General features: G+C 68.4%; 20 protein-coding genes and 2 pseudogenes. 13 read left to right on the top strand and 9 right to left on the bottom strand.

The annotated features are described in order from the left end of the window. Positions 1 to 149: 149 nt before the first annotated feature. Positions 150 to 1,640 carry a heme peroxidase family protein gene (locus ACE3T2_RS17285; RefSeq protein ID WP_374659596.1) on the bottom strand — a complete coding sequence of 497 codons (1,491 nt, stop codon included), beginning with the start codon at positions 1,638 to 1,640 and terminating at the stop codon, positions 150 to 152. Positions 1,641 to 1,947: 307 nt separating this feature from the next. Between ACE3T2_RS17285 and ACE3T2_RS17280 the strand changes: the two genes are divergently transcribed. After that, positions 1,948 to 3,996, top strand: a complete 2,049-nt coding sequence (locus ACE3T2_RS17280; protein ID WP_374659594.1) for a prolyl oligopeptidase family serine peptidase — start codon at positions 1,948 to 1,950, stop codon at positions 3,994 to 3,996. A gap of 60 nt (positions 3,997 to 4,056) precedes the next feature. On the opposite strand, the gene ACE3T2_RS17275 is transcribed toward ACE3T2_RS17280, so the two are convergent. Next, complete coding sequence (locus ACE3T2_RS17275) at positions 4,057 to 5,274, bottom strand: RtcB family protein (protein ID WP_374659592.1); 1,218 nt, start codon at positions 5,272 to 5,274, stop codon at positions 4,057 to 4,059. A 286-nt stretch (positions 5,275 to 5,560) separates the two neighbouring features. Further along, positions 5,561 to 6,313 carry a helix-turn-helix transcriptional regulator gene (locus tag ACE3T2_RS17270; protein ID WP_374659590.1) on the bottom strand — a complete coding sequence of 251 codons (753 nt, stop codon included), beginning with the start codon at positions 6,311 to 6,313 and terminating at the stop codon, positions 5,561 to 5,563. Positions 6,314 to 6,415: 102 nt separating this feature from the next. On the opposite strand from ACE3T2_RS17270, the gene ACE3T2_RS17265 reads away from it, so the two are divergent. The 3 genes from ACE3T2_RS17265 (at position 6,416) to ACE3T2_RS17255 (ending at position 9,028) form a co-directional block, all read left to right on the top strand. Continuing rightward, on the top strand, positions 6,416 to 7,159 hold the full coding sequence (locus ACE3T2_RS17265; protein WP_374659588.1) for a glutathione S-transferase family protein: 744 nt from the start codon (positions 6,416 to 6,418) through the stop codon (positions 7,157 to 7,159). Between the two features lie 108 nt (positions 7,160 to 7,267). Continuing rightward, complete coding sequence (rpoN, locus tag ACE3T2_RS17260; RefSeq protein WP_374659586.1) at positions 7,268 to 8,758, top strand: RNA polymerase factor sigma-54; 1,491 nt, start codon at positions 7,268 to 7,270, stop codon at positions 8,756 to 8,758. A 63-nt stretch (positions 8,759 to 8,821) separates the two neighbouring features. Next, on the top strand, positions 8,822 to 9,028 hold the full coding sequence (locus tag ACE3T2_RS17255; RefSeq protein ID WP_374659584.1) for a hypothetical protein: 207 nt from the start codon (positions 8,822 to 8,824) through the stop codon (positions 9,026 to 9,028). On the opposite strand, the gene ACE3T2_RS17250 is transcribed toward ACE3T2_RS17255, so the two are convergent. Next, positions 9,012 to 9,560 (bottom strand): TetR/AcrR family transcriptional regulator, encoded by a 549-nt coding sequence (locus tag ACE3T2_RS17250; protein ID WP_374659582.1) that lies wholly within the window; start codon positions 9,558 to 9,560, stop codon positions 9,012 to 9,014. The two genes, ACE3T2_RS17255 and ACE3T2_RS17250, sit on opposite strands and share 17 nt — an antisense overlap. Before the next feature lie 161 nt (positions 9,561 to 9,721). Here ACE3T2_RS17250 and ACE3T2_RS17245 point away from each other — a divergent pair, with 161 nt between their 5' ends. The 4 genes from ACE3T2_RS17245 to ACE3T2_RS17230 all read left to right on the top strand — a co-directional run bounded on the left by ACE3T2_RS17245 (position 9,722) and on the right by ACE3T2_RS17230 (position 13,586). Next, complete coding sequence (locus ACE3T2_RS17245; RefSeq protein ID WP_374659580.1) at positions 9,722 to 11,044, top strand: oxygenase MpaB family protein; 1,323 nt, start codon at positions 9,722 to 9,724, stop codon at positions 11,042 to 11,044. Between the two features lie 88 nt (positions 11,045 to 11,132). Continuing rightward, entirely contained in the window at positions 11,133 to 12,104 is a 972-nt protein-coding gene (locus ACE3T2_RS17240) for a methionine ABC transporter ATP-binding protein (RefSeq protein ID WP_374659578.1), read from the top strand. 4 nt (positions 12,105 to 12,108) lie between these two features. Then, on the top strand, positions 12,109 to 12,765 hold the full coding sequence (locus tag ACE3T2_RS17235; RefSeq protein ID WP_374659576.1) for a methionine ABC transporter permease: 657 nt from the start codon (positions 12,109 to 12,111) through the stop codon (positions 12,763 to 12,765). 17 nt (positions 12,766 to 12,782) lie between these two features. Further along, positions 12,783 to 13,586: a MetQ/NlpA family ABC transporter substrate-binding protein gene (locus tag ACE3T2_RS17230; RefSeq protein ID WP_374659574.1), complete on the top strand. Its 804-nt coding sequence runs from the start codon at positions 12,783 to 12,785 to the stop codon at positions 13,584 to 13,586. 160 nt (positions 13,587 to 13,746) lie between these two features. On the opposite strand, the gene ACE3T2_RS17225 is transcribed toward ACE3T2_RS17230, so the two are convergent. Further along, on the bottom strand, positions 13,747 to 14,790 hold the full coding sequence (locus ACE3T2_RS17225; protein ID WP_374659572.1) for an aspartate-semialdehyde dehydrogenase: 1,044 nt from the start codon (positions 14,788 to 14,790) through the stop codon (positions 13,747 to 13,749). Positions 14,791 to 15,080: 290 nt separating this feature from the next. Here ACE3T2_RS17225 and ACE3T2_RS17220 point away from each other — a divergent pair, with 290 nt between their 5' ends. The 3 genes from ACE3T2_RS17220 (at position 15,081) to ACE3T2_RS17210 (ending at position 16,901) form a co-directional block, all read left to right on the top strand. Next, positions 15,081 to 15,695 (top strand): exopolysaccharide biosynthesis protein, encoded by a 615-nt coding sequence (locus ACE3T2_RS17220; protein ID WP_374659570.1) that lies wholly within the window; start codon positions 15,081 to 15,083, stop codon positions 15,693 to 15,695. A 31-nt stretch (positions 15,696 to 15,726) separates the two neighbouring features. Further along, positions 15,727 to 16,365, top strand: a complete 639-nt coding sequence (gene hpf, locus ACE3T2_RS17215) for a ribosome hibernation-promoting factor, HPF/YfiA family (protein WP_374659696.1) — start codon at positions 15,727 to 15,729, stop codon at positions 16,363 to 16,365. 71 nt (positions 16,366 to 16,436) lie between these two features. Then, entirely contained in the window at positions 16,437 to 16,901 is a 465-nt protein-coding gene (locus ACE3T2_RS17210; protein WP_374659568.1) for a PTS sugar transporter subunit IIA, read from the top strand. A 79-nt stretch (positions 16,902 to 16,980) separates the two neighbouring features. Here ACE3T2_RS17210 and ACE3T2_RS17205 read toward each other — a convergent pair whose 3' ends face one another. Both ACE3T2_RS17205 and ACE3T2_RS17200 read right to left on the bottom strand, forming a co-directional pair. Next, positions 16,981 to 17,235: a DUF1150 family protein gene (locus tag ACE3T2_RS17205; RefSeq protein ID WP_374659566.1), complete on the bottom strand. Its 255-nt coding sequence runs from the start codon at positions 17,233 to 17,235 to the stop codon at positions 16,981 to 16,983. Positions 17,236 to 17,278: 43 nt separating this feature from the next. Further along, entirely contained in the window at positions 17,279 to 17,692 is a 414-nt protein-coding gene (locus ACE3T2_RS17200) for an Hsp20 family protein (protein ID WP_374659564.1), read from the bottom strand. 188 nt (positions 17,693 to 17,880) lie between these two features. Here ACE3T2_RS17200 and ACE3T2_RS17195 point away from each other — a divergent pair, with 188 nt between their 5' ends. Continuing rightward, the gene (locus tag ACE3T2_RS17195; RefSeq protein ID WP_374659562.1) at positions 17,881 to 18,279 is read left to right on the top strand and encodes a GFA family protein; all 399 of its coding nucleotides are present in this window, start codon (positions 17,881 to 17,883) and stop codon (positions 18,277 to 18,279) included. Positions 18,280 to 18,285: 6 nt separating this feature from the next. On the opposite strand, the gene ACE3T2_RS17190 is transcribed toward ACE3T2_RS17195, so the two are convergent. After that, entirely contained in the window at positions 18,286 to 18,768 is a 483-nt protein-coding gene (locus tag ACE3T2_RS17190; RefSeq protein ID WP_374659560.1) for a hypothetical protein, read from the bottom strand. A 262-nt stretch (positions 18,769 to 19,030) separates the two neighbouring features. Here ACE3T2_RS17190 and ACE3T2_RS17185 point away from each other — a divergent pair. Beyond that, positions 19,031 to 19,942, top strand: a pseudogene (locus ACE3T2_RS17185) (tyrosine-type recombinase/integrase); the annotation flags it as partial. 845 nt (positions 19,943 to 20,787) lie between these two features. Here ACE3T2_RS17185 and ACE3T2_RS17180 read toward each other — a convergent pair. After that, positions 20,788 to 20,888: pseudogene (locus ACE3T2_RS17180) on the bottom strand (IS5/IS1182 family transposase); the annotation flags it as partial.

The following is a 20,888-nucleotide window of genomic DNA, read 5'->3' as shown; positions in this document are numbered from 1 at the left end:
ACCGGGACCCATGTACACCGGATGGATCGGCATGCGGCGGGGCCGCGCCCCATTCTTCAGACCCAAGCGCGAAGGGGTCCCGGTCTTCGGCTGCGCCGAAACCGGGATGACAGCCGTAGGGGCGGCCATGCCGACCGCCCCTTTGAGGTTTACGCCACGCCGGCGAACCGCAGCAGGTCGATCATGCTGAAGTCGTCGCCCTGTTTCGACGGGTCGACCGTCGGCAGGGTCGGCTGCCATTCCGGCTCCTGCGACAGGTACGAGCCGCGATCGCCCTCCAGCAGGCCGAGGAACACCTCGGTGACGATGCGCCCGCCGACCGGGCCCAGGCGCTCGCCGTTCTCGACCACCTGGGCTTCGCGCAGGATGTAGAACCAGAGCGGAGTGCGGTCGTCGAGGCCGTGCGGCTTCAGGTCGGAAAGGTCGCCCTTGGAGAGCGGCGTCAGTCCCATGGCCTTGGCCACCTTCTGCCCCGAGGGCAGCGAGAAGGTCAGGTGACGCAGCAGGTTGCGCTGGGCCAGGGACGAGGGGTTGGTTTGGGCGTCGGGGTTGGCGACCACCGAGCCCGGCAGCTTGAAGAGGGCGGTCGACAGGGTGGTGTCGATCTTCTTGTTTGGCCGCACCTGGCCGTCGCCGAAGTCGAAGAAGGTCGGCCAGTCGACGAACCGCCGCGCCGCCCGGCAGCCGCCCGAGAGATCGTCAGGGTCGAGCGGGTTCGAGGGCGTCGGCGTGAAGATCATGCCGAAGAACGGCTGGCTGCCCGGATTGCCGGTGAAGTTCGCCCGATAGGACGGTCGCACCTGGCTGTGGCCGAACCGGTAGGCCGCGACCGAGAACTCGACCGGGATGTAGGGCTCGTTGTTCCACTTGTAGTGCTTGCGGCCGCCGGTCAGCACGTCGTCGACGATCGCCGCCCCGCAGGTCTTCTTCAGGAACTCGTGCACGACGATCCACTGATAGTGCCAGCGCACGATCCGCTGTGCCTCGGCGAAGATGGCGTCCGGACGGGTGAGCCCGAGCTTGGCCTTCACATGGTCGACCACGGCGTTGTGGAACTTCAGGAAGGCGACCTGGAGCTGGCAGATGATCAGGTTCTCGTCGTCGCGCGGGTCGCCGATCAGGGCCACGCCCTGGCTGTTGCGCGGCACGTCGAACTTGCCGGGCGTGCCGGTCTGTTCCAGCAGGAACTTGATCCCCTGGCCGGCGGGGCTCTGGTCGTAGAGGTGCGGACTGCCGCCGGGACCGGCGCCATAGACGTTGTCGAGCCCAAGGCTGGGCGTGCGGAAATTGGAGATCTGCTCGGGATCGGCCTGCCGCTCCAGGCTGGAGGTCGGGTCCGAGGTGATGTCGTGGTCGATGAACTGGCCGAGGAAGGTGAAGCCTGCGGTCAGGGTCGGGTTGTTGGGGTTCTTAGCCGAGAGCGGCGGGTCGGTGATCAGCTTGATCGGACCTTCGGACAGCTTGTCCTTGGCGTCCATGACGCCGCCGACCTTGCCGATCTCCAGCAGGGCGGCGCGGATCTCCGGAGTGTCCGAGGCGAAGGGCGGCAGATCGCCGAACATGCGGCCGAAGCGGCCGGAGTCGAAGTATTTGGAGCGAGGTGGGACGATATCGTGCGGATAGACGCCGTGACGCGGCATTGGCTTTCTCCCATGCGGTCAGTCGGGGGCTCTGTCCGCCATTAGTATTAATAACGGCGTTCTCGGTGACGCCTGAATTCGCCTATATGGGGAAATTCGAATTCTGCAAACACGTGAATATGTACTTATTGTGTAATGGTATAGCTTGTTAAATATACTTCGATGCCTGTCTTGCGGGCCGATCCCGCGCAGAGGGTTTGCGCGATCGCCGCGCTGCTGAGGCGGATCCACCCTGACTGGACAAGAGCGGCGCAACTTCCTTCTATGGTTGCGCCGCGCTGGAGCGGTTTTTCGGGAACCGCTCTCGATGCGTTCGATTCGTCCGATTCTGGCGGCCTGCGCCGTGCTGTCCGCCGCTGCGGCTCCGCCCGCCTTCGCCCAGGTCGCCGAGGGGCCGTCGCGCACCTTGGTCCCGCGCGACCTGTTCGGCCTGGAATACGCCTCCGACCCGCAGTTTCGTCCGGATGGCGGCGCCATCGCCTATGTGCGGGTCGCCAACGACATCATGACCGACCGCGGGCGGCGCTCGATCTGGCTGGTCGATCCGAAGACCGGAGCGCAGAGCCCGCTGGTCGCCGACGAACGGTCGAACAGCCGCCCGCGCTGGTCGCCGGACGGCCAGCGACTGGCCTATGTGGTCTCGGGCCCAGACGGCGCACAGATCCATGTGCGCTGGATGGCCAGCGGCCGCTCGGCCCAGGTTGCGGTGCTGGAGCAGGCGCCGGGGGACCTGGCCTGGTCGCCGGACGGCAAGTCGCTGGCGATCCTGATGCTGACTCCGGACGAGCCGGCCCGGCTCGGCGCGCCGCTGGCTGCGCCCGAAGGCGCCAAGTGGGCCGCGCCGCTGAAGGTCGAGAGCCGCATGACCTGGCGCGCGGACGGCGACGGCGAGCTGAAGCCCGGCTTCTCGCAGGTGTTCGTGGTCTCGGCCGACGGCGGGACGCCGCGCCAGCTGACCTTCGGCAAGTTCGACGCCAACGGCCCGCTGGCCTGGACCCGCGATGGCCGCGCGGTGCTGTTCTCGGCCAACCGCAACGCCGACTGGGAGGCCAATCCCAACGAGAGCGAGATCTACAAGGTCTCGGCGACCGACGGCGCCCTGACCCAGCTGACCCGCCGGGTCGGGCCGGACGCCGCGCCCAAGGCCTCGCCGGACGGGCGGCTGATCGCCTATCTCGGCTATGACGACAAGCGCCGCAGCTACGAGAACGTGCAGCTCTATGTCATGGGGCCGGACGGGCAGGGCGCGCGCTCGCTGACCGCGAACCTGGACCGCAGCATCGACGCCGCCGAATGGACGCGCGACGGCAAGGCGCTGGTGGTGTCGTACGACGATCACGGCGCGACCAAGCTGGCGCGGGTGGGGCTGGACGGCGCGATCCGCCCGCTGGCCGAGGGCCTGGGAGCGGGGCAGCTCGACCGCCCCTACACCGGCGGATCCTTCTCGGTCGCGGGCGACGGCGCGGTGGCGTTCACGCAGGGCGCGCCCGACCGGCCGGTCGAGCTGGCCGTGACGAGCGGGGGCAAGGTGCGGCGGCTGACCTCGCTCAACGCCGACCTCTTCGCCGGCAAGACCATGGGCAGGGTCGAGAAGCTGGCGGTGACGTCGTCCTATGACCAGAAGCCGATCGACGCCTGGATCGTCACCCCGCCGAACTTCGACCCGTCGAAAAAGTATCCGCTGATCCTGGAGATCCACGGCGGCCCGTTCTCGGCCTACGGCCCGACCTTCTCGACCGACAACCAGCTCTATGCGGCGGCCGGCTATGTGGTGGTCTATTCCAATCCTCGCGGTTCGACCTCTTACGGGGCCGCGTTCGCCAACGAGATCGACAAGACCTATCCCAGCCACGATTACGACGACCTGATGAGCGTGGTCGACGCTGGGATCGCCAAGGGCTTCGTCGATCCAAAGCGGCTCTATGTGACCGGCGGTTCGGGCGGCGGGCTGCTGACCGCCTGGATCGTCGGCAAGACCGACCGCTTCCGCGCGGCGGCCACCCAAAAGCCGGTGATCAACTGGACCAGCCAGGTGCTGACCGTCGACGGCGCCAACTTCATGGCCGCCTACTGGTTCGGGAAGATGCCGTGGGAGGACCCGCAGGGCTATTGGGCGCGCTCGCCGCTGTCGCTGGTCGGCAATGTGAAGACCCCAACCCTGGTGGTGGTCGGCGACCAGGACCTGCGCACCCCGGTCAGCGAGTCCGAGCAGTACTACCAGGCCCTGCGCCTGCGCGGCGTGCCCACCGCCTTCGTCCGGGTGCCCGGCGCCTCGCACGGGGGCCTGGCCGCGCGGCCTTCGCAGTCGGCCGCCAAGGCGCAGGCGATCCTGGCCTGGTTCGACCGGTACAAGTAGGAGATCGGGCGGGTCGCTCGTTCGACCCGCCCGGCGCCCCGCTCTCGCTTCGGGCGCTCCTCACCCCTTCACGCACACGACCTGCCGCAGGGTGTGGACGATCTCGACGAGATCGGCCTGGGCCGCCATGACCGCGTCGATGTCCTTGTAAGCCATTGGCGTTTCGTCGATCACGTCGGCGTCCTTGCGGCACTCGACGCCCGCGGTGGCGGCGACGTGGTCGTCCACCGTGAAGCGACGCTTGGCCTCGGCCCGGCTCATCGCCCGGCCGGCCCCGTGCGAGCAGGTGCAGAAGGACTCCTCGTTGCCCTTGCCGCGCACGATGAACGAGCGCGCGCCCATCGAGCCCGGGATGATCCCGAGGTCGCCGAGGCCCGCCCGCACCGCGCCCTTGCGGGTCACGAAGACGTCCTTGCCGAAGTGACGTTCGCGGCTGACGTAGTTGTGGTGGCAGTTCACCGCCATCTCCGTCGTCGCGAGGTCCGGGAACGCCTGACGCAGCACGCCGAGCACCTGGTCCATCATCACTTCGCGGTTCGCCAGCGCGTACTTCTGCGCCCAGCTGACCGCCCGCACATAGTCGACGAAGCCGTCCGTCCCCTCCGGGAAGTAGGCCAGGTCCTGGTCGGGCAGGTTGACGAACCAGCGCCGCATCTCGTGCTTGGCCCGCTCGACGAAGAAGGTCCCGAACCGGTTCCCCACGCCGCGCGAGCCCGAGTGCAGCATCACCCAGAGCGCGCCGTCCTCGTCGAGGCAGAGCTCGACGAAGTGGTTGCCGGTCCCGAGCGTGCCCAGGTGGCCGAGGCCGCGCGGGTGCGCCGCCTTCGGGTTGCGGGCCACCACGTCGTCGTAGCCGTCTTTCAGCGCTGCCCACTTCGCCTGGGCGATGGCCGGCGGCTCGTCAGCCCATGCGCCCTTGTCGTTGCGCCCGCCGTTGTCGGTCCGCCCGTGCGGCACCGCCGCCTCGATCGCCGTCCGCAGGGCGAGCAGCGAGTCGGGCAGATGCTCGGCGCGGATGGAGGTCCGCACCGCCATCATGCCGCAGCCGATGTCGACGCCGACCGCAGCCGGGATGATCGCGCCCAGCGTCGGGATGACCGAGCCGACGGTGGCGCCCATGCCCCAGTGCACGTCGGGCATGACCGCGATGTGCTTGTGGATGAACGGCAGGCCGGCGACGTTCTGCAGTTGCTGGCGCGCGGACTCCTCGAGCGGAACGCCGCGGGTCCAGGCCTTGATCGGCTTGCCGGTGGTCTCGATGTATTCGAACCCGCTCATCGGGTTCTCCTTTCCTTGCCGCCCCTCCCGGCTTGCCGGCTGGAAACGGTCCCTGAAACGAGGAACCCCTCCCGGCCGGGCCGGGAGGGGTTCCTTCGTACAGTCCCAAGATCGATGGCGACCCTAGACCTGCCTCCCCTCCCAGACGCGCGCGCCCTTTTGCTCGACCAGTCGGTCGAACAGGCTGGGCAGCATCTGATGGGTCGGCCGCAGGGCCATGGTCGGTCTCCTCTTGGGAGGGCGGGCATTACAGTGTTCGTTGAGCGCGCGCCAGGGCGCCGAAGACTTAAGTCGCCGGTGTGTCCTGCACGTCACGGTTTAGCTCCGCCTCCCGCGCGGCCATGTGCCGGCGGTGCTCTTCCTCGCGTTCGGCGCGCCAGCGGGCGCGCAGGATGGAGGGGCGTTCGGGGTAGCGGTCGTCCAGGAATTCGCAGGCGGCGACGCGGTCGGTGCGGAAGTTGCGGAAGGCGGTGCGAAGCTCGCACCAGCCGACCAGGATGCGCACCGTCTCGTGATAGCCGACGGTGATCGGCCAGATCACCCGCTCGGTCTCGCGCTCCTGTTCGTCGCGGTAGCGCAGCGAGACCTTGCGCCCGGCGCGGATGGACGCGCGGAGCTGGGCCATGTCGAGCTGGTCTGGCGGCGCCGAGCGCCAGGCGGGCACGGCGCGGCCGGCCGGCTCGAGCACGTAGGGGCGCAGCCGCTCGGGCACCGAGGCGCCGATCTTGGCGATCAGGTCCTGGGCGGCGCGGGCGAGCGAAGGGTCGCCGCGGCTGGCGACCCACTGGGCGCCCAGCACTGCGGCTTCGATCTCGTCGGGCGTCAGCATCAGCGGCGGCAGGTCGAAACCCTGGTCGAGGACATAGCCCATGCCGGCCTCGCCGCGGATCGGCACCCGCTGGCCCATCAGGGTGGCGATGTCGCGATAGACGGTGCGCTTGGAGGTCTCGAGCTCCTCGGCGATGGCGTCGGCGGTGATCGGCGCGCGCGCCCGGCGCATGATCTGGATGATCTGGAACAGGCGGTCGGCGCGACGCATGGAGATCCGTTTCATGGGGCGACAGCATCGGCCGGCGATGCTGACAGCATGGTGGCAGCAGGAGGTTCCTACACCAATCCCAGACCTTCAGGGAGAGACATCATGATCACGCTCTACGGCGCCGGCGAGAAGTTCGGCCTGCCCGAGACCAGCCCCTATGTCATGAAGGCCGAGGTGTTCCTGCGCATGGCCGGCCTGTCCTACGCCAAGGAATTTTCCATGCCGCACCTGTCGCCGAAGGGCCAGCTGCCGTGGCTGGACGACGACGGTGAACTGGTCGCCGACAGTCACTTCATCCGCCTGCATCTGGAGCGGAAGTACGCCGTCGATTTCGACGAGGGCCTGTGCAGCGTCCAGCGCGCCCAGGCCTGGGCCATCGAACGGATGCTGGAGAACCACTTCAACTGGGCGATCGCCCATGTCCGCTGGCTGATCCCGGAAAACTACGCCAAGGGCCCGGCGCAGTTCTTCACGGCCATGCCGCCGGAAATGCAGGAGGACATGCGTCGCGACATCCAGGGGCGGGTTGCGCAGAACGTGAAGGCGAGCGGCGTGGGCCGTCATACCGATGCGGAGATCCTGGGCCTGGGCGTGCGCAGCCTGGCGGCGCTGTCGGCCCTGCTGGCCGACAAGCCGTTCGTAATGGGCGAGCGGCCGACCAGCGTCGACGCCATCGCCTTCGGCATGCTGGCCGGCCTGATGACGCCCTTCTTCGATGCGCCGATCCGCGACCGGGCGATGAGCTTTTCCAACCTGACCGCCTATGTCGACCGCATGATGGCCGGGGTCTATCCGGAGTTCGCCTGGACGCCGCTCGCGAGCCCGCGCGAGGCGGTGGCCGCCTGAGGCCCTGCTCATGGAAAATCGCTCCCGCGAAAGACTCTTCGCGGAAGTTAACTAATCGGTGGGGGAACCGGCCCTAGCCTGGAGCAAGATTCAGGCCAGGAGGCGGATTTGGCGCTGGGGGCGCGGTTAGAGCTTCGTCAGGGGCAGGGGCTGGTCATCACCCCGCAGCTGCAGCAGGCGATCAAGCTGTTGCAGTTGTCGAACCTTGAGCTCGAGGCCTTCGTCGAGGGCGAACTGGAGCGCAATCCGCTGCTCCAGCGCGACGAGCGCGAATCGGAGCCCGAGCGCGAGGAAACCCCGCGCGAGGCGGAAGATTTTTCCGCCGACTCCGTCTCCGACCATGCCGCCTCGGCAGAGATGGACATGGCTCATGACCAGGCCTCGCCCGGCGAGCACGCCACCGGCGACGCCCAGGAGGCCCAGCACGCTGGCGGCGCCGTCGACTGGTCGCGCGCCGGCAAGGGGGGGAGCTTCGAGGACACCGAGGACTTCGAAGGCCGCCTGACCCGCGAGAAGACGCTTTCCGAACACCTGCACGACCAGCTGGCCGTCGCCCGCCTGTCGCCCGCCCAGAACGCCATCGCCGCGGTGCTGATCGACGGGGTGGACGAGGGCGGCTATCTGCGCTGCGACCTGACCGAAACCGCCGAACGCCTGGGCTGCGAGCCGTCGGCCGTCGAAGACGTGCTGGCCGTGCTGCAGGGCTTCGAGCCGGTGGGGGTGTTCGCCCGCGACGTGCGCGAATGCCTGATGATCCAGCTCAAGGACCGCAACCGCTGCGATCCGGCCATGATGGCTATGCTGGACAATCTCGAGCTGCTGGCGCGCCGCGACATGAACGCTCTGCGCAAGGTCTGCGGCGTCGACGACGAAGACCTGCGCGACATGGTCGCCGAACTGCGCGGCCTGACCCCGCGTCCGGGCGCGGCCTTCGGTGGCGAGCCCAGCCAGCCGGTCGCGCCGGACGTCTATGTGCGCGAGGGCCTGGGCGGCCTCTGGCACGTGGAGCTGAACACCGACACCCTGCCCAAGCTGCTGATCGACCAGCGCTATCACGCGCGGGTCTCGGGCGGGGCGCGAACCGATCAGGAGAAGGTGTTCGTCGCCGACTGCATGGCCAGCGCCAATTGGCTGGTGAAGAGCCTGGACCAGCGCGCCAAGACCATCCTGAAGGTCGCCAGCGAGATCGTGCGACAGCAGGACGGGTTCCTGGCCTTCGGGGTCGAGCACCTGCGACCGCTGAACCTGAAGACCGTGGCCGACGCCATCGGCATGCACGAGAGCACCGTCAGCCGCGTGACCTCGAACAAGTACATCGCCACGCCGCGCGGGATGTTCGAGCTGAAGTTCTTCTTCACCTCCTCGATCGCCTCGAGTTCGGGCGGCGAGGCCCACTCGGCCGAGAGCGTGCGCCACAAGATCAAGCAGCTGATCGACGGCGAGCGCAGCGAAGCCGAGGTGCATTCCGACGACCGTATCGTCGAGATCCTCAAGGAGATCGGCGTCGACATCGCCCGGCGCACGGTGGCCAAGTACCGTGAAGCCATGCGCATCCCGTCCTCGGTCGAGCGGCGGCGGATGCTGAAGGAAGCGGTCTAGGGGCGATCCCCACGCGCGCATGGATCCCGGTCTTGCTTCGCAAACGGGGATGACACCTGGCGCGTGAACGACGTCGCGCTCGCCGCGTTGAATCGTCACGATCAACCGGAGCCGTTCCTCATGGAAACGATCAGGGAGCATCGCGTCGAGCGCCTGCCCGGGCGCAGCGCGGAGTATGCGGTGGCGATGGTGCTGCTGCTGGCCTTTTCAGGCCTGTTCTTCGGATTTTCGGTGGCGACCTTCGCCGGCGTGCTCAGCGGGACTGGCTAGGTAGCGCGACCAGGTAGGCCTCAAGCAGACGCACCAGCTCGTCTTCCAGTCGGGCGGGATCGAGGCCGAGTTCCGGCTCGGCGGCGGCCGCACGCAGAAGGCTGATCGGGGCGTGGGTGAGGATGAACGCCCGTTCGGGCGTCAGTTCGATGCCGCCGAGGTCGGTCTTGCCCTCGATCGCGGCGAGGAAAGCCTGATGGTGACGCTGCAGCGCGCCCTCGCCGCCGCGCTGCATGGCTTCGAGCAGGGCGCCGCGACCGCGCGGCAGGTCCTCGAAACTGCGGGTCAAAGCCTGGACGATGGCGCGCACGGCGTTGGCGCCAGGCGGGCTGATCACCAACTCGGCGATGCTGTCGCGCACCGCGCCTGCGCGGCGGTCGGCCAGCGCGGCCAGGAGATCGTTCTTGTCGCGGAAGTACTGGTAGATGGTGCCGACGCTGACCCCCGCCCGCGCGGCGATGTGATTGGTGGTCAGCTTTTCCGGCCCATGCGCCTCCAGAAGCTGAAGGGTCGCGTCGAGAATGACCTCCACGGTGGCTTCGGCCCGCGCCTGCCGGGGTGATCGGCGTTTTCGTTCAGTCACTTACGGCCTTTCGAGCGGGCGGCCGAGCCTGGCCGCGAACGCGAGTAGGAACATGAGCATTGCTTACATAACGTCCCGGGACGTCAAGGAACCGAAGGCTCGATCCGCTCATGACCCCCGCCGTCGACCGCGCCCGCCAGCGCATCGCCGCCCAGAAGACGCAGATGCCGCTGATGTATGGGGCCATCGACTTCGAGCGGCTGCCCGAGCGTTTCACCGAGGACCCGCAGTTCGCCGTCACCCGCGACCGCGCGCCCGGCGGGGTGGCGGTGACCGAGGAGGATCTGGCGCTGGTGCGGGCCTACACCCTGCTGGGGGACGCGGTGGCCGACGCCTATGCGGCGCTGATCCCGAAGTACGGGTTCCGCCGGCTGGTCGACATGCTGGTCGCCGCCTGCGAGCGCGGGGTCGAGGCGGTGGAGGACGCCCCGCCCGAACTGGTCGCCTTCATCCGCGCCATGGAGGCGACGCCGGACTGGGTCGACATGGAGCAGGTGGCCGAAGGGGCGCGGCAGGACCGGCGGGCGACCGCGATCCTCGCCCCGTTCGCGATCCGCGGCGCGTTCATCGCCACCTTCCTCAACAAGTACTCGGCCCTGCCGATGGCCCTGACCGGGACGCTCAGCAACGACACCGCCGCGCGCCGGGTCAACGAGACGGCGACCTTCTTTGCGACCACGGTTCTGCCCGGCGCGCTGGAACGCTACGGCGAGGGGTTCAAGGCCGCGGCCATGGTGCGGCTGATGCACTCCATGGTGCGGTTCAACGCCCTGCGCTCGGGCCGCTGGGACAGCGCCGTCTACGGCGTGCCGATCCCGCAGGTCGACCAGATGCCGGCCGGGTTGATCCCGATCTTCCTGATGGCCTTCCGGCTGATCGGCCAGGGCTGCACGACCTTCACCGCCGCCGAACGGGCGCAGGTGGAGCTGGCGCGCTATCGCTGCTTCCTGCTGGGCCTGCCCGAGGAGCTGCTGGCGACGACGCCCGAGGGGATCGTGCGGATCATGACCGCGCGCAACACCACCCTGCGCGCCGGCTTCGACGATGCGACCTGCGGCGCCCTGGTCCGCGCCACCCTGTCGGCCTACCTGCCCAACGACCGCACGCCGGGGGCGCGGCTGCACAATGCGCTGGAGAAGCGCTTCGCCAAGGCCTTCTTCCTGCGTCAGTTCCTGAAGGGCGACCGGGCGGCGGCCGAGCGGATGGGCGTGCCGATCAGCGGGCTGGACATGGCGGTGTTCTACCTGGTGGCGCTGGGCGTGGGCGTGCAGACGGCGCTGTTCCGCGCCGCCGGCCGCCTGCCCGGCCTGCGGGACCTGGCCGACGGCGTGCTGATCTCGCGCATAAAGGGCCTGCTGGCCCGCTATGGCCACGCCGAGTTCACCAGCGACGCGTCGAACTATCGTCCGGCGCAGACGGCGAAGGCGGCGTAGGGCGGCTAGGGCAAGAACCCGCCCCGATCTGCGGGCTTTGCGAGAAAAACTGTCTTGAGCATCCCCAGTCTACAGCTAGGGATGCGCCGTGATCAGCTTTCAATCCGTCGGCAAGACCTTTGCGCGCGCCCCGGCGCCGGCGCTGCGCGACGTCGTGCTGGACGTCGCGGCGGGCGAGGTGTTTGGCGTCATCGGCCAGTCGGGGGCGGGCAAGTCCACCCTGATCCGCCTGATCAACGGGCTGGAGCGGCCCAGCGCCGGACGCGTCGTCACCGACGGCGAGGACGTGGGGGCGCTCGATGCGGCGGGGCTGCGCAGCCTGCGCCGGCGCGTCGGGATGATCTTCCAGCACTTCAACCTGCTGTCGTCGAAGACCGTGGCGCAGAACGTCGCCTATCCGCTGAAGGTGGCCGGCGTTCCCGCCGCGCAGGTCGGGCCGCGGGTGGCCGAGCTGCTGGCGCGGGTCGGGCTGTCGGACCAGGCGCACAAGTATCCGGCCCAGCTTTCCGGCGGGCAGAAGCAGCGGGTGGGCGTCGCCCGGGCCCTGGCCAACGGGCCGAAGATCCTGCTGTGCGACGAGGCGACCAGCGCGCTGGACCCGCAGACCACCGAACAGATCCTGGACCTGCTGGCGGCGCTGAACCGCGAACTCGGCCTGACCATCGTGCTGATCACCCACGAGATGGAGGTGATCCGGCGGGTCTGCCATCGCGTCGCGGTGCTGGATGCTGGTTCGGTGGTGGAGAGCGGCGAGGTCGCCGACGTCTTCCTGCATCCGCAGCATGCGGTGACGCGGGCGCTGGTGGCCGACGCGGCGGGCCTGGGGGCGGCGGCCACGCCCGGCGCCCTGCGGCTGACCTTCCGCGGCGCTGCGACCTTCGAGCCGATCCTGGGCCGGATCGCCCGTGACACCGGCGTCGACTATTCGATCCTGGCCGGTCGCATCGACCGCATCCGCGAAGAGCCCTACGGCCAGCTGCTGGTCTCACTGGTCGGCGGCGACGTGGCCGCGGCGCGCGAGCGGCTGAGCGCCGCCGGCGTCCATGTCGAAGAGGCCTGAAGGCATGTTCGCCAACATCAACTGGGCCGATATCGGCCAGGCCAGCCTCGACACCCTGGTCATGCTGGGCGGGTCGCTGGCGTTCTCGGTGCTGCTGGGCCTGCCGCTGGGGGTGATCCTGTTCCTGACCGGCAAGGGAAAGTTGCTGGAGAACGGCGCGGCGCACGGGGCGCTGTCCTTCGCGGTCAACGTGCTGCGCTCGGTGCCGTTCGTGATCCTGCTGATCGTGATGATCCCGCTGACCATGTTGCTGGTCGGGACTTCGCTTGGGGTGGCGGGCGCGATCCCGCCGCTGGTGGTCGGCGCGGCGCCCTTCTACGCCCGGCTGGTCGAGACCGCCCTGCGCGAGGTCGACAAGGGCGTGATCGAGGCCGCCCAGGCCATGGGCGCGACGCCGCGCCAGATCGTTTTCGGCGCCCTGCTGCCGGAAGCCCTGCCCGGGATCGTGGCCGGCGCAACGGTCACGGCGATCGCGCTCGTCTCCTACACGGCCATGGCCGGCGTGGTCGGGGCGGGAGGGCTGGGGGACCTGGCCATCCGCTTCGGCTACCAGCGGTTCCAGACCGACGTCATGGTGGTCACGGTGCTGTTGCTGCTCGCCCTGGTCCAGGGTCTGCAATGGGCGGGCGACCGCCTGGTCATCAAGCTCAGCCGCCGCTGAGCCGAGAGGTTTTCCAGATGCTCAACAAGCGCAACCTGATCCTGGCCGCCGCCGCCCTGGCGCTGGCCGCCTGCGGCCAGAAGCCGGCCGCCACGGCGGCCTCCGACACCCTGGTGATCGCCGCCACGCCGGTGCCGCACGCCGAGATACTGGAGGTGGTGCGCCCGATCCTCGCCAAGGAAGGCGTGAAGCTGGAGGTGAAGGTCTTCAACGACTACGTGCAGCCCAACCTGCAGGTCGACCAGAAGCAGCTGGACGTGAACTACTTCCAGACCGCGCCCTATCTGGACGAGTTCAACAAGGCCCGCGGCACGCACCTGGTGAAGGTGGTTGGCGTGCACATCGAGCCGATCGGCGCCTATTCGCGCAAGGTGAAGTCGCTGGCCGACCTGCCGCAGGGCGCCAGCGTGGCCATCCCCAACGAGCCGAGCAACGGCGGCCGGGCGCTGCTGCTGCTGCAGAAAGGCGGGCTGATCACCCTGAAGGACCCGAAGAACCCGCTCTCGACCCTCGGCGACATCGTCGCCAACCCCAAGGGGCTGAAGTTCAAGGAGCTGGAGGCCGCCACCCTGCCGCGGGTGCTGGGCGAGCTGGACCTGGCGGTGATCAACACCAACTACGCCCTCGACGCCAAGCTGAACCCGGCCAAGGACGCGCTGATCCTGGAGGACGGGAACAGCCCCTATGTGAACCTGCTGGTGGCGCGCGAGGACAACAAGGACGACCCGCGCGTGCAGAAGCTGGCCAAGGCGCTGACCGGGCCCGAGGTGAAGGCCTTCATCGAGAAGACCTATTCGGGCGCGGTGCAGCCGGCGTTCTGACGGTTGGCGTCATCCCGGAAGCCGCTTGCGGCTGTCCGGGATCCATTCGTGCATGAAGGGGCCGCGGGCGGCGCGGTTCGAGCCGCGCTCCCCTCGATCCGGTGTTCATGGGTCCCGGTCTTCGGCTGCGCCGAAACCGGGATGACACCTGTTGAAGGCGCTACCGCGCCACGACCTCGGCGATCTGGACGGCGTTGAGGGCCGCGCCCTTCAGCAGCTGGTCGCCGACCACGAAGAGGCTGAGGGTGCGGCCGGTGGGGTCGGAGAGGTCGGCCCGGATGCGGCCGACCAGGACGTCGTCAGCGCCAGAGGCTTCGTTCGGCATCGGGAAGTGGTTGCGCAGGGCGTCGTTGACCAGCTTCACGCCCGGGGCGGCGGCCAGCCATTCCTCGGCTTCCTGCGGGGTGACCGGGTTCGCGAACTCGACCGTCAGGGCCATGGAGTGGGCGCGCAGCACCGGCACCCGCACGCAGGTGAAGGACAGGCGCAGGTCCGGCGTGGACATGATCTTGCGGATCTCCTCCATCGCCTTCAGCTCCTCGCCGTTATAGCCGGTGTCCGCGTCGACGCCGGCGTTGTGGCTGAACAGGTTGAAGGCGTAGGGGTGCGGCAGCACCTTCGGCTCAAAGGCCTCGCCGGCGAGATAGGCGGCGGTGGAGTCGCGCAGCTCGGCCATGGCCGCGGCGCCCGCGCCCGAGGCCGACTGGTAGGTGGCGCCGATCACCCGGGCGATCGGGTTGCGGGCGTTGAGCGGGGCCAGGGCCATGACCGCGATGGCCGCCACGCAGTTCGGATTGGCGACGATGCGCGGATGCTCGCCCATGGCCGCGCCGTTCACCTCCGGCACCACCAGGGGCACTTCGGGCTGCATGCGGAAGGCCGAGGAGTTGTCGACCACCACGCAGCCCTTGGCCGCGGCGATGGGGGCGAACTCGCGGCTGATCGTGGCGCCGGCCGAGAACAGGGCGATGTCGACGCCGGTGAACGACTCGGCGGTCAGGGCCTCGACCGCCACGGGGCGGCCCTGGAACTGGTAGGTGCGGCCGGCCGAGCGCGGCGAGGCCAGCAGCTTCAGCGAGCGGACCGGGAAGTTGCGGCGCTCGAGGCACTCCATCAGCTCGACGCCGACGGCGCCGGTGGCGCCGACGATGGCGACGTTGAACAGGCGCTGGCCGGCGGGGCGGGCGACTTCGGTGGAAAGCATGACTCTATCGTCTCCGGTGGGGTGAGGTCCGGAGGCCGAGGTCTTTCGCGTTTGGTGAGATGCGACCCCGGCCTTCCGGCGGGGTCCTTGGGGTCTACGCGGCGAGCGCGCGCGAACCCCCAAGCCCCGCGGGCATGGTGGTTTTAATCGCGCTTTTAATGGTCGAACGACGCATGGCGCTCCGATATGGCAAGACGGCCCCGCTTGTAAATGGCGTAATGCAGACCAGATCAATTTTCGGCGCCGCGCGTTGACGCGGGGCCATGGCGAGAGAGACGCATACGCGCGGAATGGAAGACGACAGCGACCACCCCTCCATTTCGCACATCATCCGCGACCTGACCGCCCGCGAGAGCGTGAGCATCGGCGAGATCGTGGACGTGTTCGGCACCCGCGCCTTCGGGGCGCTGCTGTTCATCTTCGCCCTGCCCAACCTGCTGCCGCTGCCGCCGGGCTCTTCGACCATACTGGGGGCGCCGCTGCTGCTGCTGACGCCGCAGGTGGCGTTCGGCGTCGATGCGCCCTGGTTGCCCAAGGCGGTGGACGCTCGGCGGATCAGCGGGGCCGACCTCGGCCGCGTGTTCGGGCGGCTGCTGCCCTGGGTCGAACGGTTCGAAAAAATCTCCCGGCCTCGCATAGCGCCGGTCTTCAATCCGCTCGGTCAGCGGATGATCGGGGCGATCTGTTCGGTGCTGGCCTTCGTGCTGATCCTGCCCATACCGCTGGGCAACCTGCTGCCGGCCCTGACCATTGGAATCTTTGGGTTTTCCCTGTTCCAGCGCGACGGTTTGTTCGCGGTCGCCGGCTATGTCCTGGCCGGGTTCAGCGCCTTCCTGCTGTACGTCGCGGCCGACGCCGTGATCGGGGGCGTTCGCCTTCTCGTGAATTGGCTAAGCGGTGCTTGACACCTCTCTCGCGGAGGCGCGTTGTTGCCTCATGCAAGTCTTAGTCTCTGGCAAGCATGTCGCCGTCGGGGAGGCCCTGCGGGAGCGGGTCACCGACGAAATCACCGGTTCCATCGGCAAGTATTTCGAACGCGGCGGAGACGCCGACGTCGTGGTCAGCCGTGAGGGCCATTCCTTCCGAGTCGACTGTGCGGTGAAGCTGGCCTCAGGCCAGTCGTTGCAGTCCCACGGCCTGGGCAGCGACGCCCACGGCGCGTTCGATGCGGCCCTGGCCAAGATCGAAACGCGCATCCGTCGCTACAAGCGCCGGCTGAAGAGCCATTCGGCCGCCGCCAACGCCAAGCAGGCCGAAACCGCGTCCTATTTCGTGATCCGCGCGCCTGAAGGCGACGAGGACGTCGACTGGGACGACGGCGAAACGTCGCACGCCGGCCATGCGCCGCCGTCCGGCATGGTGATCGCCGAGACGGAAAAGCCCGTCCGCGAGATGACCGTTTCCATGGCGGTCATGGAGTTGGACTTGACGGAATCTCAGACAATCGTGTTTAGGAACGCCGCTCACGGGGGCTTGTCCGTGGTGTACCGCCGGCCGGACGGAAATATCGGCTGGATCGATCCTGAACGTACGAAAACGCTCAATGGGCACGGCATGAACGGAACCAGCGTCTAGGCGCGGAGTTCCAGCCGTCCCCCGAGCCGGACGTGCCTCGGGCAGCAGTCGAGTTTGGGCGTCACGAGATTATGCAGATTGGCGACATACTGGATCGCGGCGCTATCGCCGCGCGGGCGAGCGCGCCGAACAAGCGGCAGGCCCTGACGGCCGTCGCCGAGATCGCCGCGCGCAATTTCGGACTGGACGCTGGGACTATTCTCGAGGCGCTCAGCGAGCGCGAGGCCGCTGGTTCGACCGGCGTCGGCTATGGCGTGGCCGTGCCGCATGCGCGGCTGGCGGGTCTCGACCGGATGCGTGGGGTGTTCGTGCGCCTGGACGTGCCGGTGGAGTTCGAGTCGGTCGACGAACAGCCGGTCGACCTGATCTTCGCGCTGTTCGCGCCGCCGAACGCCAGTTCCGAGCATCTGCGGGCCCTGGCCCGCGTCTCGCGCATGCTGCGTCAGGGCGATCTGCGCGAGCATCTGCGCCAGGCCCGCACGCCCGACGCCATACACGCGCTGCTGGTCCAGGAGCGGCCGTCCGCGGCCGCCTGAAACCGGCACGCCTGACGTGCCCAAAAGAAATGGCCGCCCCGAGGGGCGGCCATTTGCATTTCCAGGCTTCGCCGTGAATTTAGTGGACGGACACCGGCGCCAGTTCGTGGGCCAGGGCCGCGGCGACGGCCGAGTCCTTGTCGGTCAGCACCGCCAGGCGTTCGCCGTCGGCGCGGTGGACTGCGTAGAGGACCTGTTCGGGATCGAGCTCGAAGCTCTGGATCTGAGCCGCGGGCGTACTTGCGATGATCTCCGCCGCCTTGATCGGGCGCACATAGACGAGATCGGGGGCGCCGAGGGCGGCGAAAGCTTCAGTCGTAAGATTGGGCGTCATAAGGACCACCTCCGTAAACTCAACGCGTCGAACGGCCGCCGGTTCAGCCGGCCGTCCGGATGGGGATTTTCTGGACGAGGCGCTCCGGCTCGGGACGGTTCAGGTCGATGTGCAGCAAGCCGTGCGCCAGGGTGGCGCCCTCGACCCGCATGCCGTCGGCCAGGACGAACGTCCGCACGAAGCCCCGGGCCGCGATGCCGCGGTGCAGGTAGGCTTCGTCCGAGACGCCTTCGCGCTTGCCGGCCACGACCAGCTGACGGTCCTCGACAGTCACCTGGAGCTGGTCCGGCGTAAAGCCGGCCACGGCCAGGGTGATGCGAAGGGCGCCTTCGCCGCGGTCCTCGACATTATAGGGCGGGTAGCTCTCGGCGGCGGCCTTGGCGGCGCGCTCGATGAGGCTGCGGGTATGGTCGAAGCCCAGCAGGAAGGGGCTGTCGAAGACGAGCGAGCGGTTCATTCCAGAGTCCTCAGCTTCAAGCGACTCCCCGGAACACCGCCCGACATCGGCGCGGGACTCCGGTTGGATCACATGTGGGATGCGGCAGCGCGATTTCAACGGCGCTCGAACCAGCCGCCATGCTGCTGACATGTCTGGGCCTAGGATGGGTTAGTCAGGAGATCCCATCGCCCTTTCGGAGTCCCCCAATGCCCATGATCGCCTCCTGCCACTGCGGCGCCACGAAGATCGAGGCGCCGGTCCCCACCACCGCCAAGCAATGCAACTGCACCTACTGCGCGCGCACAGGCGCGGTCTGGGCCTATTACGCGCCGAGCGAACTGGTCGTGGTCTCGCAGGAGGACGACCGGGTCTATGCGCCGGGCGGCATGAACCAGCACCACTTCTGCGGCCGCTGCGGCATGCAGACCTGGGGCGACTCTCCGGACTGGGCCTCGGTCTACAACGCCGACGGAACCCCCAAGCCGGGCTTCGAGGCCGGCGCCTTCCCGAGCCAGCGGATTCTCGGCCTGAACCTTCGGCTGGTGGACGACCTCGACTGGTCGGCGATCGAGGTCGAGAAGGTGGACGGCCGCAACAAATGGTGAGGCGGGTCAGGTCCCGGGCGGCGCTGCGGCCAGCAGCGCCGCGGCCTCCTCGCGCCCGGCTTCGGTGATGTTCCGAGACGCGAGGGCCCGCATCAGGATGCGACGGGCCTGATCCGTGGAACGCCGCACGCCGTGGCCTTTGAGGCGGCGCTTGGCGACCTCGACCATGGCGTCGCCATCGCCGTGCTCCGCGGCCCGCGCGAACCAGCGGAAGGCCGCCGCGGCGCGACCTTGTTCGCGATAGAGGATGGCGATGTTGTTCGCCGCGGCGGTGGAGCGAGTCCGCCGCCAGACCCGTTGATAGGCGCGCATGGCGAAGGCCTTGTCGGGCGCCGCGCCCAGGCCGGTGTCATGCAGGAACGCCAGTCGTTCGAGGCAGGTCATGTCGCCCAGCGCCGCGCCCTGTTCGAACGCGCTACGCGCAGCGTGGTAGTCGCCAGCGTCCTGGGCGGCGTCGCCCAGCCTGAACAAGGCGTCCGTATCATTCATCGTGGAATGCCGGGCTGAGCCGGAAAAGGCGAAGGCCCGCAGCGCTAACTGCGGGCCTCCATGGTGGAGCTAAGGAGAGTCGAACTCCTGACCTCTTGAATGCCATGTGCCCCGGGGGGTGTTTTTCAGGCCTTTGCAGGCCTGTTCAATCTGTTCCTAAGTCATTGTGGGAGTTGAAGAAAGGGCGAGTTTTAGCGACAGTGTGAGCCCAGGCGAAAAGCGGCGGAAATCGCGCCGTTTGGTACCTGGGTGGTACCGCAAAATGAGCCCGCCGATGCCGAAACTGACTGAAAAATCCATCGAGGCGCTGCAGCCGCAGGACCGCGAATATGTGGTCTGGGACAGCGAGGTGATTGGCCTTGGGGTCCGCGTGCAGCGCACCGGCTCCAAGAGCTTCATCCTGATGTACCGGCGCGGCGGCAAGAAGCGCAAGCACACCATGGGCGCCCTGCGGGTGGGCTATGGCGTGAAGGAGGCGCGCGAGCGGGCGAAGGATCTCCTGAAGGGCCTGCGCGACGGCGTCGATCCGCAGGAGGCCAAGGCTGAGGAGCGCCAGGCCCTGAGCGTCGCCGAGCTCGCCGATCTCTACCTGGAACTGGGTCCGGCGCTGAAGCCGGAGAAGAAGCAGTCGAGCTGGGACACCGACCGCGGGCTCTTCAGGAACCACGTCAAGCCGCTGATCGGGCGCATGCTCGCGCGGGAGGTGACGAAGGTGGACGTCGCCACGATGCAGCTCGACATATCGAAGGGGAAGACGGCCCGCAACGAGAAGACCGGACCTCGCCGCCGCTCAATGGTGAAAGGCGGCAAGCGCATCGCCTCGATGGCCGTGGCGGTCCTCGGGGCCTGCTATCAGTGGGGGATCGAGACCGGCCGCGTGAGCCACAACCCGACGAAGACCGTGAAGGCCTTCAAGATCAACAGGCGGGAGCGCTACCTATCGGAGAAGGAAGTCGCCTGCTTCAGCGAGGCCATCGCGGAGTTCGAGCGAGAGGACCCGCGGATGGAGGTGATGGCCGACGCCGTGCGCCTGCTGATGCTCACCGGCTGCCGCAAGAGCGAGATCCTGACCCTGGAGTGGGCGTGGGTCGACTGGCGCAAGAGCTGCCTGCGGCTGCCGGACTCGAAGACCGGTGCCAAGGTCGTGCCGCTGGCCGATGCGGCGGTGGCGCTGCTGAAGCGGCGCTGGGAAGCCTTGAATCAGCCGCGCCCACTCCGTGATGAGGACTGGTTCGATCCAGGCGCCCAAGCGCTGCAAGGTGCGCCAGACAGGGCCGGGAACGCCGATGATCCCGAAGGCGCGAAGTGTCTCGGCGTCCATGGTGATCTCCCCTCTGAAGCGTGGGGCTCGCGCCGGGGCGGCGTCGAAGACGGCCTTCTGCGAATTCGGGTAGCGGGTGAAGTGCGCTGGCATGCGGCTGATGTTCGAGCGCGCATCCGCTACGGCTTGCGCCACCGCGTTGGCCCGCGCGCCAGTGAACTTGGCGCCGATCCGCAAATCCTGGCCGGACACCCTGTCCGCCAGCAGTTGGCGGAAAGCGTCTCCCGCAAAGCCCAGGCGATCGGCGCCGCGGTTGCCGGGGAGTTGCGGCAGCTCGGCGGCCGCGAGGGGCAAGTACATGCGCAGCCAGTTGAGGGCCACAGCGCCCAGCGGAAGATCGACAGCGTCTTCGTCGAATCGTTCGACTGCGAGGGCCGGCGCCGTATCGGCAATCCGGGCGATGGCCCGGAGGAGTCCCAGCTTGTAAGTCGCCGACTTGTCGTCGTTGAGGATGATGCCGCGGAGCAGCGGAAGGGCGCCCGCGCCATCGTCTGGAAGTTGCAGGGCGCAGGTCGTCCACTGCACCTCGGAGCGCTGCTGGAGGTCACGACCTGGGGCGATGTTCAGGATCATCAGGCCCTGAGAGCGTGCATACGCCTCGAGCTCGCCGGTCGAGACCGGCCACATCGGACGGTCCGCCGAGCCGGAGCCGTCGCGCACCGAAATGAGCAGCCGACCACCCGGCTTAGGCTCAGGACTCATAGCCAGAAGAGCACGGTAGCGGCGAGGGCGATGGCGGACAGGAAGACGGTCGGGCATCGATCGTAGCGGGTGGCGACGCGACGCCAGTCCTTGAGCC

Source organism: Phenylobacterium sp., assembly GCF_041919955.1.
GTDB lineage: Bacteria > Pseudomonadota > Alphaproteobacteria > Caulobacterales > Caulobacteraceae > Phenylobacterium.
This window is presented reverse-complemented; position numbering and strand designations above follow the sequence as displayed.